General features: G+C 72.1%; 11 protein-coding genes. 5 read left to right on the top strand and 6 right to left on the bottom strand.

The genetic code is table 11. From position 1 onward, the window contains the following. Positions 1-29: 29 nt before the first annotated feature. Both ACFWBT_RS31465 and lysX read right to left on the bottom strand, forming a co-directional pair. The gene (locus ACFWBT_RS31465) at positions 30-872 is read right to left on the bottom strand and encodes a polysaccharide deacetylase family protein (RefSeq protein WP_385706382.1); all 843 of its coding nucleotides are present in this window, start codon (positions 870-872) and stop codon (positions 30-32) included. Positions 873-954: 82 nt separating this feature from the next. Continuing rightward, positions 955-4233: a bifunctional lysylphosphatidylglycerol synthetase/lysine--tRNA ligase LysX gene (gene lysX, locus ACFWBT_RS31470; RefSeq protein WP_385706383.1), complete on the bottom strand. Its 3279-nt coding sequence runs from the start codon at positions 4231-4233 to the stop codon at positions 955-957. Between the two features lie 101 nt (positions 4234-4334). On the opposite strand from lysX, the gene ACFWBT_RS31475 reads away from it, so the two are divergent. Further along, a complete protein-coding gene (locus tag ACFWBT_RS31475; RefSeq protein WP_266764214.1) occupies positions 4335-4799 on the top strand; it encodes a universal stress protein in 465 nt (154 codons plus the stop codon). 16 nt (positions 4800-4815) lie between these two features. Here the strand turns inward: ACFWBT_RS31475 and ACFWBT_RS31480 are convergent, their stop codons facing one another. Beyond that, entirely contained in the window at positions 4816-5970 is a 1155-nt protein-coding gene (locus tag ACFWBT_RS31480) for a CapA family protein (protein WP_385706384.1), read from the bottom strand. Positions 5971-6245: 275 nt separating this feature from the next. Between ACFWBT_RS31480 and ACFWBT_RS31485 the strand changes: the two genes are divergently transcribed. The 3 genes from ACFWBT_RS31485 to ACFWBT_RS31495 all read left to right on the top strand — a co-directional run bounded on the left by ACFWBT_RS31485 (position 6246) and on the right by ACFWBT_RS31495 (position 8307). Continuing rightward, complete coding sequence (locus ACFWBT_RS31485; RefSeq protein ID WP_385706385.1) at positions 6246-6794, top strand: sigma-70 family RNA polymerase sigma factor; 549 nt, start codon at positions 6246-6248, stop codon at positions 6792-6794. Positions 6795-6929: 135 nt separating this feature from the next. Continuing rightward, entirely contained in the window at positions 6930-7445 is a 516-nt protein-coding gene (locus tag ACFWBT_RS31490) for a hypothetical protein (protein WP_385706386.1), read from the top strand. 187 nt (positions 7446-7632) lie between these two features. Continuing rightward, positions 7633-8307 carry a zf-HC2 domain-containing protein gene (locus ACFWBT_RS31495; RefSeq protein WP_385706387.1) on the top strand — a complete coding sequence of 225 codons (675 nt, stop codon included), beginning with the start codon at positions 7633-7635 and terminating at the stop codon, positions 8305-8307. A 209-nt stretch (positions 8308-8516) separates the two neighbouring features. Here the strand turns inward: ACFWBT_RS31495 and ACFWBT_RS31500 are convergent, their stop codons facing one another. The 3 genes from ACFWBT_RS31500 to ACFWBT_RS31510 all read right to left on the bottom strand — a co-directional run bounded on the left by ACFWBT_RS31500 (position 8517) and on the right by ACFWBT_RS31510 (position 12913). Next, on the bottom strand, positions 8517-9377 hold the full coding sequence (locus ACFWBT_RS31500) for an Fpg/Nei family DNA glycosylase (RefSeq protein WP_385706388.1): 861 nt from the start codon (positions 9375-9377) through the stop codon (positions 8517-8519). Positions 9378-9415: 38 nt separating this feature from the next. Next, a complete protein-coding gene (locus ACFWBT_RS31505; protein ID WP_385706389.1) occupies positions 9416-11491 on the bottom strand; it encodes a SpoIIE family protein phosphatase in 2076 nt (691 codons plus the stop codon). A 78-nt stretch (positions 11492-11569) separates the two neighbouring features. Further along, complete coding sequence (locus ACFWBT_RS31510) at positions 11570-12913, bottom strand: DUF6777 domain-containing protein (RefSeq protein WP_385706390.1); 1344 nt, start codon at positions 12911-12913, stop codon at positions 11570-11572. A 117-nt stretch (positions 12914-13030) separates the two neighbouring features. Between ACFWBT_RS31510 and ACFWBT_RS31515 the strand changes: the two genes are divergently transcribed. Further along, the gene (locus tag ACFWBT_RS31515) at positions 13031-14461 is read left to right on the top strand and encodes a lipase maturation factor family protein (protein WP_385706391.1); all 1431 of its coding nucleotides are present in this window, start codon (positions 13031-13033) and stop codon (positions 14459-14461) included. Positions 14462-14636 lie beyond the last annotated feature (175 nt).

Raw genomic sequence — 14636 nt, forward strand, 5'->3', positions numbered from 1 at the left:
GCACCGTGGTGCGCGGGGATTCGGCCGTTCTAGGCGTATCTCCTGCGCGGCACCATGATGTGGTAGCCGTCGTCCAGCAGACGCGGGAGATAGTCACGCAGCGCCCGTACGCTCTGCGATCGGTCGCCGCCCGCGTCGTGCGAGAGGACGACGATGCCCGGGGCGGCCTCGCTCTTCACCCGGCCGACGATGGAACGGGTGCCCGGCGTCGTCCAGTCGAGTGTGTCGACGGTCCAGCCCAGCGGCTCCATGCCGAGTTCGGCGCCGATCTGGAAGGTGGCCCGGTTCCAGGCTCCGTAGGGCGCCCGGAACCAGGCCGGCGGCTCGCCGTAGCCGTCCTCGATCACCTCGCAGGTGCGCTCGATCTCGGAACGGATCGCGGAGCGCGAGAGCTTGGTCAGCAGCGGATGGCTCCAGGTGTGGTTGCCGACGATGTGTCCGTCGTCGGCCATCTCGCTCAACAGGTCCTTGTTGTCGACGGCCATCTCCCCGCACACGAAGAACATCGCGTGCACGTCGTACTCGCGCAGGGTGCGCAGGATGGCGGGGGTGTAGCGCGGGTCGGGGCCGTCGTCGAAGGTCAGCACCATGCTGCGGCCGCGCCCGGACATGCGCAGGAACGGCTCGCGCCGGACGAGGGTCCGTGTCTGCGCGCTGTGCGGCGCGCCGTATCCGGCGATCGGCTGGAGGCGGTAGGCCGACGGCTTGAGGGCGCGGGACGCCTCCGGCCCGGAACCGGGGAGGCTCGGCGCCGGCTTCGCGGCCGGATCGGCGGTCAGGACACGGGCTGTGCCCGCCGCCCCGGCCGCCCCCAGGACGGCGGCGCCGGCGATCAACGCCCGGCGCCGTGTAATCAGCTGATCCTTTTTCATGACTAATCAGTCACCCGGCGGAGGGGTGACGCGGCCGAGCAACACCGGTGAGGCCTCGTGAATGCACCCGCCTGGACCATTTTCAGCGGCGGCGCACCAAGGGGAACGGCAGCGTCTCGCGGATCGTCAGCCCGGTGAGGAACATGACGAGCCGGTCGACGCCGATCCCGAGGCCCCCGGTGGGCGGCATGGCGTACTCCAGCGCGTCGAGGAAGTCCTCGTCGAGCTCCATCGCCTCGGGGTCTCCCCCGGCGGCCAGCAGCGACTGCGCGGTGAGCCTACGGCGCTGTTCCACCGGGTCGGTCAACTCGGAGTAAGCGGTGCCCAGTTCGGTGCCGAAGGCGACGAGGTCCCAGCGTTCCGCGAGCCGCGGGTCGGTGCGGTGCTGCCGGGTGAGCGGCGAGACGTCGGTCGGGAAGTCCTTGTAGAACGTGGGCAGCTCGGTCTTCTCCTCGACCAGACGTTCGTACATCTCCAGTACGACATCGCCGCGGCCGTCGTCCGTCGTGTACGGCACGCCCGCACGGTCGCACAGCCGCAGCAGCGCCTCCAGGGAGGTGTCGGCGTCGATCGCGTCCCCCAGCGCCTCGGAGATCGCGCCGTACACCGTCTTGACGGGCCAGGCCCCGGAGATGTCGTACTCCGTGCCGTTCTTGCGGGCGACCGGTGAGCCGAAGGCGGCGGTCGCCGCGCCCTGAATCAGCTCACGGGCAAGGTCGAGCATCACGTCGTAGTCGGCGAAGGCCTGATAGGCCTCCAGCATCGTGAACTCGGGGTTGTGCTTGTAGGAGACGCCCTCGTTGCGGAAGGTGCGGCCCATCTCGAAGACCTTCTCCAGACCGCCGACGCACAGCCGTTTGAGGTAGAGCTCGGGCGCGATGCGCAGATACAGGTTCAGGTCGTAGGCGTTGATGTGGGTGGTGAAGGGCCGGGCGTTGGCACCGCCGTGGATCTGCTGGAGCATCGGGGTCTCGACCTCCAGGTAACCCCGCTCGAGGAGGCCCTGGCGCAGCGCCTGGACGGCCGTGGAGCGGGCCCGTACGACGTCGCGGGCGCCGGTGCTGGACACCAGGTCGAGGTAGCGGCGGCGGACCTTGGCCTCGGGGTCGGCGAGGCCCTTGCGCTTGTCGGGCAGCGGGCGCAGGCACTTGGCGGTGAGCTGCCAGGAGGTGACGAAGACCGTGGGTTCGCCCGTGTCGCTGGCGCCCGCGAGGCCATCGGCGCTGATGTGGTCGCCGATGTCCACGACCTGCCGGAAGCGGTCGAGCGCGGGGCCGGACTCCTGGCGGGTGAGGGCGAGCTGGAGATCGCCGGACCAGTCGCGCAGCACGGCGAAGAGGATGCCGCCGAAGTCGCGTACGAGCATCACGCGTCCGGCGACGGTCACGTTCTCGCCGCCGCGGACGTCGGCCAGGACGTGGGTGCGCGGCGGGATACCGACCGGGTAGGGGTCGGTGCCGTCGGCGCGCAGCCGGTCGAGTTTGCGGTGCCGCACACGGACCTGGTCGGGCAGGCCGGCGGTGGGGTCGTCGGCCCGGGCCCCGTCCCCCGTGTCGAGGCCGAGGGCCGCGAGCGACGGCAGTCCCTCGGTCGTCGCGGGCTCGGGTCCGCCGCGCGGGTGTCCCTTGCCCCACAGCGTGCGCAGCGAGGGCACGGAGACGAAGCCCTCGGCGATGGCGGACGCCATGCCGATGCGGGCGAGGGCGCCGGTCTCCCCGTAGCAGATGAAGCGCGGGTACCACTCGGGGTGGTACTTGGCGTTGGAGCGGTACAGGGCCTCCAGCTGCCACCACTTGGAGAAGAACAGCAGCAGACGGCGCCAGAGCCTGAGCACCGGGCCCGCGCCGATGCGGGCGCCCTCCTCGAAGACCGAGCGGAACACAGCGAAGTTGAGGGAGATGCGCCGGACGCCGAACTTTCCTGCGACCGCGCACACTTCCGCGACCATGAACTCCATGACGCCGTTGGGCGCGCTGCGGTCGCGGCGCATCAGGTCCAGGGAGATCCCGTCGCGGCCCCAGGGCACGAAGGAGAGCAGCGCGAGGAGCTTGCCGTCGGACCCCATCGCCTCGACGAGCAGGCAGTCGCCGTCCTCGGGGTCGCCGAGCCGGTCGAGGGCCATCGAGAAGCCGCGTTCGGTCTCGGTGTCGCGCCAGGCGTCGGCCCGGCCGACGATCTCCTCCATCTCGGCGTCGGTCAGGGTGGAGTGCCGGCGCACCCGGCAGGTGGCGCCGGTGCGTTTGACACGGTTGACGGCCTGCCGGGTGACCCGCATGTCGCGGCCGCCGAGGTCGAAGCCGGCGACGTGCAGGATCGCCTCGTCGCCGAGCTGGAGGGCGCCGAGCCCGGCCCGCGCGAAGGCCTTTGCGCCCTCCTCGGAGGCGCCCATCGCGGCGGGCGCCCAGGCGTAGCGGCGGGCGATGTCCAGCCAGGCGCCGATCGCGTGCGGCCAGGCCTCCCGGTCGCCGACCGGGTCACCGCTGGCGAGGCACACGCCGGCCTCGACGCGGTAGGTGACGGCGGCCTTGCCGCTGGGCGAGAAGACGACGGCCTTGTCGCGGCGGGTGGCGAAGTAGCCGAGCGAGTCGTCGCCGCCGTACGCCTGGAGCAGCGCGCGGATACGGGTCTCCTCGTCGCCGTGCAGGGCGGCCACCAGGCGCTGGGAGCGGAAGAGCGTGGCGGCGGCGTTGAGCAGGGCGAGGGCGCCGAACAGGCCGAGGACGAAGAACAGCCAGCGCGGTGGACGGCCGTCGAACGACTGCCCGGAGACCAGTCCGCCGCACACCCGGTTGGCGGCCCACAGCAGCCGCTGGTCGCGCGGCAGCGTGCCGGGGAACAGCTCGACCAGGCCCCAGCCGACCAGGATCGCCACCAGGAGCCCGGCGAACAGGACGAGGAGGGCCCGCCTTACGGCGGCGCGCCGCGAGTCGGCGTAGAACTCGCGGCGGGCCACGATCAGCAGCGCCAGCAGGAGCCCGCAGACGACGAACGAGGGGATCGAGGAGGCGTACAGGCCGGCGGCGATGCCGAGGGCGTCGACCAGGACCAGCAGGCCGAGGTAGACGACCACCAGCCACCAGGCGATCCTCTTGCGGGCGGCCGTCGCGGCGGCGAGCAGGAAGAGGAAGACGGCGTACGCCAGGTTGGCGCTGACCGGGATGATCAGCAGGTCGAGGAAGCGCACCACCGGGCGCAGCAGTCGCCGCAGCGGGGGGATGAAGGCGAGCAGGGCGCAGAGCAGTCCGATCACGCCGAAGAAGGTCGCGAAGCCCTCGGGCACCTTGCTGAGGAACCCGTTCCGGGGCGGCCGTTTCGGGCCGACGGTGTCCTTCGGCGGGCGGGCCGCCACGGTGGCACTCATGGTTCCGACTGTAGGAAGAGCGGCGCCGCCCCGCCCGTCGAGCGACTCCTCACCGCTCCCCCGCGGCCGTGGGACCTGCGGGTTCCGATAGCCTCACAGCCGTGACGGAAGAGCAGCACGCACATCGGTTCGAGCGCGGCACGGACGGCCCCAAAGTCATCGTCGTCGGTGTGGACGGCTCCGACTCCTCGCTGCGCGCCGCGGCGTACGCGGGCGGTCTGGCGAGGCGGCAGCGGGCGCTGCTCGCGGTCGTCTACGTCCAGCCGGTGATGGCGGCGGGGGCGGCGCTCGGGGTGCCGGTGGCGGAGACCACCGACGAGATCGCCGAGGACCTGGTGCGGTACATCCGCGACGCGGCCGAGCGGGTGAAGGACATATTCGATGTGCGCTGGGAGTTCCACACCTTCCGTGGTGACCCCTACAACGGCCTGGTCACCGCCGCGGACGAACTCAAGGCGGACGCCGTGGTGGTCGGGGCCTCCGAGCAGGCGGGGCACCGGATCGTCGGTTCGGTGGCGATCCGGCTGGTGAAGGCGGGCCGCTGGCCGGTCACGGTCGTGCCGTAGAGCGGCCCCGCGTCACTCACTTGGCCATGACGAGGCCGGACTGGGCCGCGCCCCGGCTCAGGACGACGTCCCGGATCCGGTCGCGTACGGCTCCGACCGTGGCGCCCTGCCCCAGCGCGGCGTTGAGATCGACGACCCGGCCGGCGTCGAGGTCGAAGGCCTGCGGGACGAACTCCGCCTTCGTCACCTCCCAGCGCGCTCCCTTCCGCGCCGGCGGGGCGAAGGTGAAGCGTCCGATGGTGCTCTCGTTGCCGCGCGGGTCCTGGACGCCCTGGCTGTTGAACATCTCGCCGGCGATCTGGTCGCCCATGCCGTAGACGACCCAGGTGCCGTTGACCTTCTCGTAGGCCTGCGGGACGTGGGCGTGGGTGCCGAGGATCAGGTCGATGTCGGGCCGCCCGTCGGTGCGGGACGCGGTCAGCAGCTTGCTCAGCCGCAGTTGCTGCTCGTCGGGCTCGTCCTGCCATTCGGTGCCCCAGTGCAGCGAGACGACGACCACGTCGGCGCCCGCCTTCCGGGCGGCACGGGCGTCCGCGACGATCCGGTCCGGGTCGATCAGGGCGACCGCCCAGGGCTGCCCCTGCGGGAGCGGGATGCCGTTCGTGTCGTAGGTGTATGCGAGATGGGCCACCCGGGCGCCGCCCGCCCGCATCAGGCCGGCGCCGCTCGCCTCCTGCGCCGTGCGCGCCGATCCGGCGTGCCGCACACCCGCGCGGTCCAGCGTGTCCAGGGTGCGCCGGACGCCGTCGGCGCCGTCGTCGAGGGTGTGGTTCGAGGCGGTGGAACAGGCGTCGTAGCCCGTCGCGGCGAGGCCGTCGGCCACCTGGGGCGGGGACTTGAAGGTGGGATAGCCGGTGTAGTCGCCGTCGGCGCCGTACACCGTCTCCATGTGACAGATCGCCAGGTCGGCGCCGGACACGATGGGTTCGACGCCCGCGAGCATCGGTCGGAAGTCGTAGCCGTTGCCGCCCGCGTCGGAGTTCGCCCGCTCGATGATCGAGGTGTGCGGCAGGACGTCGCCGGAAGCCACGAGGGTGAAGCCGCGGGCGGCGGCGGGGGCGGGCTGCCCGCTCCGGTGGTGCCCGGCCGAGTCATGGGCCTGGCAGGCCGCCGCGGCCGCGACGAGGGCGGCCGCGAGGGCCAGATTGATCTGCCGCGCGCGTGTGATCATGCCGGACCCCATTCGGTCATATTTGATTACTAATCAAGGGGAATCCACATACACGGGCGACCGGCAGTCAAGGAGACACCACGGCCGCTAGCCCGTTCGGCGCTCGCGGGCATGCCCGTCGGGGCGAACGCGGTCCGGCGGCGGCCGCCACGGAATCCGGGACTCCACCCCGGCGGGACCGTTCGGCGCACCGTTCACCGACGGCTTCGACCGCCCACCGCACGACCGTGTTCCCGCCCTGTCCGCGCGGGGCGGGGCGCGCTGGCATACACGCCATGACGGCCGGAACCACCACCATCAGCCACGGAACGACCGCCGAGCACGAGCTGGCCGCGCTGCAGCGCGAGCACGGCCGCCCCCTCTTCGCCCTGCTGCTGCGCCTGTCCGACGGCGACCGGCAGCGCGCCGAGGACCTGGTGCAGGAGACGTTCGTACGCGCCTGGCAGCATCCCGAGGCCCTGCGTGCCGACGACTTCGAGTCCGTACGTCCCTGGCTGCTGACCGTGGGCCGACGGCTGGCCATCGACGCGCGGCGGGCCCGCCAGGCACGGCCGCCGGAGGTCGGGGACGCGGTGCTGGAGAGCGCGCGGGTCTGTGCCGATCACGCCGAACGGTCTGCGGCGACGCTCGATGTGCGGGAGGCTGTGAAGACACTCACTCCCGAGCATCGTGAAGTCCTGGTGCTGGTGTACTTCCAAGGGGCGAGTGTGGCGGAGGCCGCCGCGGCACTCGGAATTCCGCCCGGTACCGTGAAGTCGCGCGCGTACTACGCGCTGCGCGCCCTGCGCCGGGTTCTTCCGGGATACGCGGCCGACCTGCGGTGAAACCGAAGGCTGAGTCAAACCTCCGTAAAGCGCCTTGCTGAGGACCATGGTTGAGCAATCAGCTTGCCTCATCCGTTTTCCGGACTGGGGCCCGGGGTCGGGCGACGCGCACGCACCGGAGGAAGGCAGGAAGGGATGCTGCACAGAGGTCAAGAGAGCACGGACGGCACCGGCGGGGGCGAACTCACCGTCCCCATGGCCTGGTTGTACGCCGAGTACATCGCCGACGAGCTGCTGCGGACGGGCGACCTGATGCCGCCCACATCCTTCGAGTTCCGCGCCGGGCGCGACGCCCTCGCGCTGACCATCTTCCTGTCCGACAGCGGCGGGGAACTCTCCGGGATCCGGGTCATCACCCAACTGGAGACCTGGCTTTCGCTGACGGCGTACGACCAGCCCTGGCACGAGTGGGTGCGCGAGCATCTGGCTCTGCGCGCGGCCGAGTCCGCCGGATCCGGCGCTCCCGATCCCGACCTGGAGTTGGCGTCGGCGGCCTGGCGATGGCTGGAGGAGACGGAACTGCTCGCTCCGGACCTGGACGCGGTGCCCGGCGGTGGTCCCCTGCCTGGCGAGGACGACGGTCCGAAGGTGTGGACGGCGGCCTGGCGGCTGGGGCTGCCGCTCGGGCATCTGGCCATCCACCTCTTCTGACGGCGGTCGCGACCGCGCCGGGGAAAGTTTTCCCGAGCTCGCACCAATCCGCGAGCGCCGGTGCTCCGAAGGTCTTGGCCGCGATTCCGAACGAGTCTTGAGTGATTCGGCGGTCTGGTGCGTACCCGTGGGCAACAGCAACACCACTCACAGTCCGCACCAACGCCACGAGGATTCGGTATTCGGTATGAGGTCCCTGGAACGGCATCGCGACGTCGGCGCCTATGCGCTCGGCGTGCTCGGCGAGGCGGAAGCCTTCCGCTTCGAGGACCACCTCGCGGAGTGCCCTCGGTGCACGAAATATGTCAGCGAATTCCGCCCCGCCGCGCGGCAGTTGATGCTGTACCGCCGGTCGACACCGCGCACCGTGCACCCGTTCGCCGCGCCCGGGCCGCGGCTGCTCGACCGGCTGCTCGGTGAGGTGGCCTCGCGCAACCGGACCGGACGCCGGCGCTTCCTGTACGCCGTGGCGGCCTCCGTGGTCCTCGCGGCGGGCGGCCCCGCCGTCGTCGCCGCGTACGACTCCTCGTCGGACCGGATCGCCGCGGCCGACCCGCCGGTGAACAAGATCGCCAGGACCGACGCGGAGACCGGGGTCTGGGCCCAGGTGACGGTCGAGGACCGGGTCTGGGGCAGTGAGGTCGGGGTCGAGGTCAAGGACGCCGGAGGCCCCCGCTCGTGCCAGCTCGTCGCCATCGGCAAGGACGGCTCCGAGCAGACGGTGACGAGCTGGATGGAACCCCCGCACAACGGCGAGGTCATCGCGATGCAGGGCGGCTCGTCGATGCGGACCGGGGAGATCGTCCGGTACGAGGTGCGCACGGCGAAGGGTGAACACCTCGTGACCCTCAACTCCCCCTGAGCCGCGCCCGTCCCGCCGATCGCCCCACCGCCCGGGCGACCTGACGGCGGCCCCCGCCGGACTGTCACGGCTTCGGAGGGGCCCGGCTCCGGAGGGGCCCGGCTTCGGAGGGGTCCGGCTTCGGAGGGGTCCGGCTTCGACGGGGTCCGGCTTCGGAGGGGTCCGGCTTCGGAGGGGTCCGGCTTCGACGGGGACGGCCCGTGGGTCCCCTACTTGAGCAGCCGGGACATCCGCCGGTCCGCCAGCGGCTTGCCGCCGGTCTGGCAGGTCGGGCAGTACTGCAACGAGGAGTCGCTGAAGGAGACCTCGCGAACGGTGTCGCCGCACACCGGGCAGGCCTCCCCCGTTCTCCCGTGCACCCGCAGACCGCTCTTCTTCTCGGCCTTCAACCGCCCGGCGGCCAGCCCGTGGGAGCGCTCCACGGCCTCGGCGAGCGTGCCGCGCAGCGCCTCGTACAGCCGCCGGGTCTCCTCGGGGGTGAGCGAGGAGGCGATCTTGAAGGGGGACATCCTGGCGGCGTGCAGGATCTCGTCGCTGTACGCGTTCCCGACGCCCGCGATCAGACTCTGGTCGCGCAGCGCGCCCTTCAGCCTGCGCCGCTCCCCCTGGAGCAGCCCGGCGAACCGCTGCTCGTCGAAGTCGTCGGCGAGCGGGTCGGGGCCGAGGCGGGCCACGCCGGGAATCTGCTGCGGGTCCCGGACGACGTACACGGCGAGGCGCTTCTGGGTGCCCGCCTCGGTGAGGTCGAAGCCCTCGCCGGTCTCCAGCGCGACGCGCAGCGCGAGCGGCCCCTTGCCGGGCCGGGGCGGGCCGTCGGGAAGCGTGTCCTTCCAGTGCAGCCAGCCCGCGCGGGCCAGATGGGTGACGAGGTGCAGGCCGTCCTGGTCGATGTCGAGGAACTTGCCGAACCGTCGTACGGCCGTGACCTCGTGCCCCTCCAGCGCGGAGACGGGAGGGTCGTACGTCTTCAGGACGCTGATGGCGACGGGCAGCACGCGCACGACCCGGCGACCGACGAGATGGTCGGCCAGGAAGTCCTTGAGCGCTTCGACCTCGGGCAGTTCCGGCATACGTCCAGAGTGCCATCCGGCGCCGACGACGCCAGGGATCAGTTCCGTTCCCGGACGATGAACTCGCACCACACACACTTGCCGCCGCCGCGGGCCTCGACGCCCCAGACGTCGGTGAGGCGGTCGACGAGCAGCAGTCCGCGGCCGGAGACACCGGACTCTCCGGCCTCGCGGCGGCGCGGCAGGGCACTGGAGGAGTCCTCGACCTCGACGCGCAGTCTGCGGTCGGATCCGGTCAGGACGCGCAGGGTGACGATGGCCGAGCCCTCGGTGTGCATCAGGCCGTTGGTGATCAGTTCGTCGGCGACCAGCTCGATCTCGTCGGCCCGCTCACCGGCTCCCCAGGCCCGGACCGCGGCCCGGATCATGTGGCGGGCCTCGACGAGCGCCTCCGGGTCGCCGGGGGCCACGTGCTGCTGGAGACGTCCGCCCGAGCGCTGGTCGCTCGCACCGCGGCGGCGCAGGAGCAGCACGGCGACGTCGTCGTCCCCGCCGCGCTCCTCGGCCATGTCGATGAGCGCGTCGGCGAGGTCGCCGACGTCGGCCGGACCGACGCGGATGCGTTCCCGGAGGATGTGCATGCCGTCGTCGAGGTCGACACCCGGCTCCTCGACGAGCCCGTCGGTGCACAGCAGCAGGGTCTGGCCGGGGTCGAGTTCGATGGTGGCGACGGGGTATTCGAGGCGTCCGAACTCGGCGGACAGACCGAGCGGCAGGCCGCCCTCCACGGGCAGCCGGCGGCACCTTCCGTCGGTGTACCGGACCAGCGGGTCGATGTGGCCGGCCCGCACCAGTTGCGTCACTCCGGTGGACAGGTCGACCTCGGCGTACAGGCAGGTCGCGAAGCGGTCGGTGTCGAGCTCGTGGAGGAAGACCGAGGCACGGGCCATCACGGTGGCCGGGGTGTGGCCCTCGGCGGCGTAGGCGCGCAGGACGATGCGCAACTGGCCCATGACCGCGGCGGCGTGGGTGTCGTGGCCCTGGACGTCGCCGATGACGGCGCCGACACGGCCGCCCGGCAGCGGGATCAGGTCGTACCAGTCGCCTCCGATGTCCCGGCCGAGGGAGGCGGAGCGGTAGCGGACGGCGACGTCGGCGCCGGCCACGCTGGGGATGGAGCGCGGCAGCATGGCCTGCTGGAGGCCCTGGGCGAGGTCCTTCTCCTGCTCGAAGAACATGGCCCGCTGGAGGCTCTGGGCGATGCTGCTGCCGAGCGCGACGAGGACGTTGCGCTCCTCCTCCGAGAAGCCGTGCCGGTCGTTGTAGAGCAGGCCGATGGCACCGATGGGGCGGGCCTGCACGATCAGCGGCAGATAGGCGGCCGAGGTGATCTTCAGGCCGGTGATGTTCGGCCACAGGAGCGGGTACGACTCGGCGAACTCCTCGGGCGACTCGATGAAGTGCGGCGCGAGGGTCCGTACGACCTCGTTCATCGGGTACTGCGCGTCCAGGCGCGTGACCCGGGTGCCGGGGACGTAGCTGTGCTCGGGGCCGGTGGCGACCATGCGGATGCGGCCGGCCTCCACCAGTCCCATGACCAGGCTGGCCGCCCCGAGGTGGGTGAGGCCGTGGGTGTCCTGGAGTACGTCGATGACGTCCTGGACGGTGACGGCGTGGGCCAGCGCGGCCGTGGTCAGCTGGACGACGCTCGTCTGCTGGCGCCGTGCCTCGTTCTGGGCGGCCTGTTCACGGCCCGCCGCGACCTCGGCGAGCTCCTCGGTGGCGTCGCGGACGATCCCGATGATCCGGCGCGGCCGGCCGGTCTCGTCGCGGCGGATGTAGCCCTGGGTGTGGGTCCAGCGCAGGGCACCGTCGCGGCGGCGGATGCGGAAATAGGCGCCGTAGTTCTCGCTGCCGTCCTTGAGCGCGTGGGACACCATCGTGTCGAGGCGGAGCGACTCGGACGGCGGGACGCGCATGGCCAGGGTGGCGGGATCACCGTCGTACTCGTCCGGGCGCACGTCGAAGATCTCGTGAGCCTGGGCGTCCATCTGCATCAGACCGGTGTCCAGGTCCCAGTCGAAACTGCCCATGCGGTTGAGCGCCAGGATCGGAGCCGGGTGGGCGGGCCAGTCGTCCGGGAGTGACAGGGCGCTCGCTCCCCGATCAACCATGGGGCCACCTTGCCAGTATTTGCCCGATTATTCGACTCCTGGGGAGCCCGGTTCCGGGCACCCCGGGCACGAAGCCGCTCAACTGTCGAACACGTCGGCCGAGACGTCGAAGACGCTGTCCGGGCCGGTCGGATCGTCGGGGATCAGACCGCCGCCGTCGGGTACGCCGGGGCTCTCGGGGACGGTGTCCGGACCCGTGTCCTCGGTGGGCGTTCCCGGCCCGGCGGACGGAACCCGCGGTGACGGGGGCTCCGGGGCGGCGGAGCGGTCGGGGGCGGCCGTGTCCGTCCGCGGGGCGGTGGTCCCGCCCGAGGGGGCCGGGGTGGTCCCCGGCTCCGTGGTCGGCGGTGGCGCGAGGGAGGCCGTCGGGCAGTCCGCGGGCCTGTCCTCCGGGCGTGGGGAACGGTCCGGCCGGGACACGTCCAGGGCGGACCCGTCCGTCGGCATGCCGGTGGGCCCGGTGCCGGACCCGGCGCTCTCGCCCGGGCCGCTCTCCCGGTCCCCCGGCGGCGGGGTCACCGTCGCGGTCGGCGTGGCGCAGTCGGACGCGGAAGCGTCGGGGGACCTGCTCCCGTCGCCGGGCACGGCGCTGGAGGAGGGGGCGTGCGGGGTGGACTCGTACGGCCTCGGGGGCGCGGTCCCGCTGTCGGGCGGTGCCACGACATGGTCGTGACGGTGACCGCCCTGGCCCACCGGGCGTTCGATCCAGGCGTGGTCGTCGACGTCGATGATCGTGATCTCGGTGATCACGACGGGCGCCGGTGTCACCACCACGACCCGGGCGGGCCGGTAGCCGCTCCAGGGCCTGCCCCGGGTGCCCGGGTCCCCGTCGAGCGCGGTGGGCCGGTTGAGCGGGTTGCCGCAGGCGCAGCGGACCCGCGGGACGCCCCGGTTGTCGACGAGCACGGCCGTACCGACCTGGAGCACGGCCTGGAACCCGGTCGCCTGTCCGTCGCCGAATCCGTGGTTCGTGACGCGGGTGTCGGCGCGCAGCACGACCGGGGTCAGTCCGCGCAGATAGTCCGGGACGGACCCCGGGGAGAGGCCGGAGGCCCCGGCGAAGGCGCGGGCCTTGCCCCGGTCGGCGTCGAGAAGCCGGATCTGCCGGTCGATGTCGCAGCTGCCGGCGTTCCGGGTCCCGCCGTACAGGCCCGGCGTGGCGCCCGAGAACGAACGCCCGCCCTGGGCGCCGGTGGGCGGGGACTGCGGCGTTCGGGTGACGGGTGGCCCGGTCGCGGCGGGGGTGACGGTGGACGCCGTGAAGGGGTCCGGCCCCGCGGCATCAAGGGGCTGGAGGAGCACCTCACCGCCGGTCGGTCCGCTCGATTCCGCGCCCCTGTCGCTGCCGCCCGCGCAGCCGGCGACAAGGAGTGCCGCCGAGAGCGCGCAGGCCGCGACGAGGGTCCTGGTGGGTATGTGCACCACGTTCTCCCGTTCGTCCCGGGCCGTTCGTGGACCATTCTCTGCGTCACCCTCTTGGCGCACGCAAGCGGAGATCGATCACCCAGCGTCACAATGGAGGGGAGAGGAGCACACGTCATGGAGTGGTTCTTCGCACCCGACTACGAGCTGAGCCGTCTGGTCTTCCAGCGGGCGCTGGCCGTGTTGTACCTCGTCGCGTTCCTGGGCGCGGCCCTGCAGTTCCGCGCGCTGATCGGGGAGCGCGGGATGCTGCCGGTGCCCGGCTTCGTGCGGCGGGTCGCGTTCCGTGACGCGCCGAGCGTGTTCCATCTGCGCTATTCGGACCGCTTCTTCGCCGCCTGGTCCTGGACGGGCTGCGCCGTGTCGGCGGCGCTGATCGGGGGCCTCGACGGGTATGTGCCGCTCTGGGGCGCGATGCTGCTGTGGCTGGTCCCTTGGGCCCTGTACCTGTCGATCGTGAACGTCGGCCAGACCTGGTACTCGTTCGGCTGGGAGTCCCTGCTCCTGGAGGTGGGGTTCCTCGCGGTCTTCCTCGGCAACGACGAGGTGGCGCCACCGGTCGTCGTGCTGTTCCTGATGCGCTGGGTGCTGTTCCGCGTCGAGTTCGGCGCGGGGCTGATCAAGATGCGGGGCGACGCCTGCTGGCGGAAACTGACCTGCCTCGACTACCACCACGAGACGCAGCCGATGCCGGGCCCGCTGAGCTGGTTCTTCCACCATCTGCCCAAGCCCTTCCACCGGATCGAGGTGGCCGCGAACCACTTCACCCAACTCGTGCTGCCCGTCCTGCTGTTCACCCCGCAGCCGATCGCGACGGCCGCGGCCGGGCTGATGATCCTGACCCAGCTGTGGCTGGTGCTGTCCGGCAACTTCGCCTGGCTGAACTGGACGACGATCGTGCTGGCCCTGAGTGTGGTCGAACTCCCCACCACCGCGTCGCGGGCCACCGGAGGACCGCTCTGGTACGAGGTGGTCGTCCTCGCCGTGGCGGCGGGACTGCTGGCCCTCAGTTACCGCCCCGCGCGCAATCTGCTCTCCCGGCGGCAGGTCATGAACCGCTCCTTCGACCCGCTCCATCTGGTCAACACCTACGGGGCGTTCGGCAGTGTCAGCCGGGTGCGCCACGAGGTGGTCGTCGAGGGCACGGCGGACGAGGTGCCGCGCGAGGACGCGGACTGGCGGGAGTACGAGTTCAAGGGCAAGCCGGGCGATCCACGGTACTGGCCGCGCCAGTTCGCGCCGTACCATCTGCGGCTCGACTGGCTGATGTGGTTCGTGGCGCTCTCCCCCGGGTACGCCGGCGCGTGGTTCTCGGGTCTGGTGGAGCGGCTCCTGGAGAACGACCGGGACACGCTGCGGCTGCTGCGCCGTTCCCCGTTCCCCGCCGACGCACCGCCCCGCTTCGTCCGCGCCCGCCTCTTCCTCTACCGGTACACGACCTGGCGCGAACTGCGGGAGACGGGCGCGTGCTGGCACCGGACATACCTGCGCGACTTCCTGCCGCCGACACGGTTGGAGGACGCCGACGAGCGACGGATTCCGTACTAGACCCGGCACCGCCCGGCACCGACCGGCCCCGCCCCCTGGTGCCCCTCAACCCGTGCCCACGGCCCATGCCTCGGCAGGCGGGCAGGCGGGCAGGCGGGCAGGCGGGCAGGCGGGCAGGCGGGCAGGCGGGCAGGCGGGCAGGCGGGCAGGCGGGCAGGCGGGCAGGCGGGCAGGC

Origin of the sequence: Streptomyces sp. NPDC060027, from assembly GCF_042737005.1 — a bacterium.
Lineage (GTDB): Bacteria > Actinomycetota > Actinomycetes > Streptomycetales > Streptomycetaceae > Streptomyces.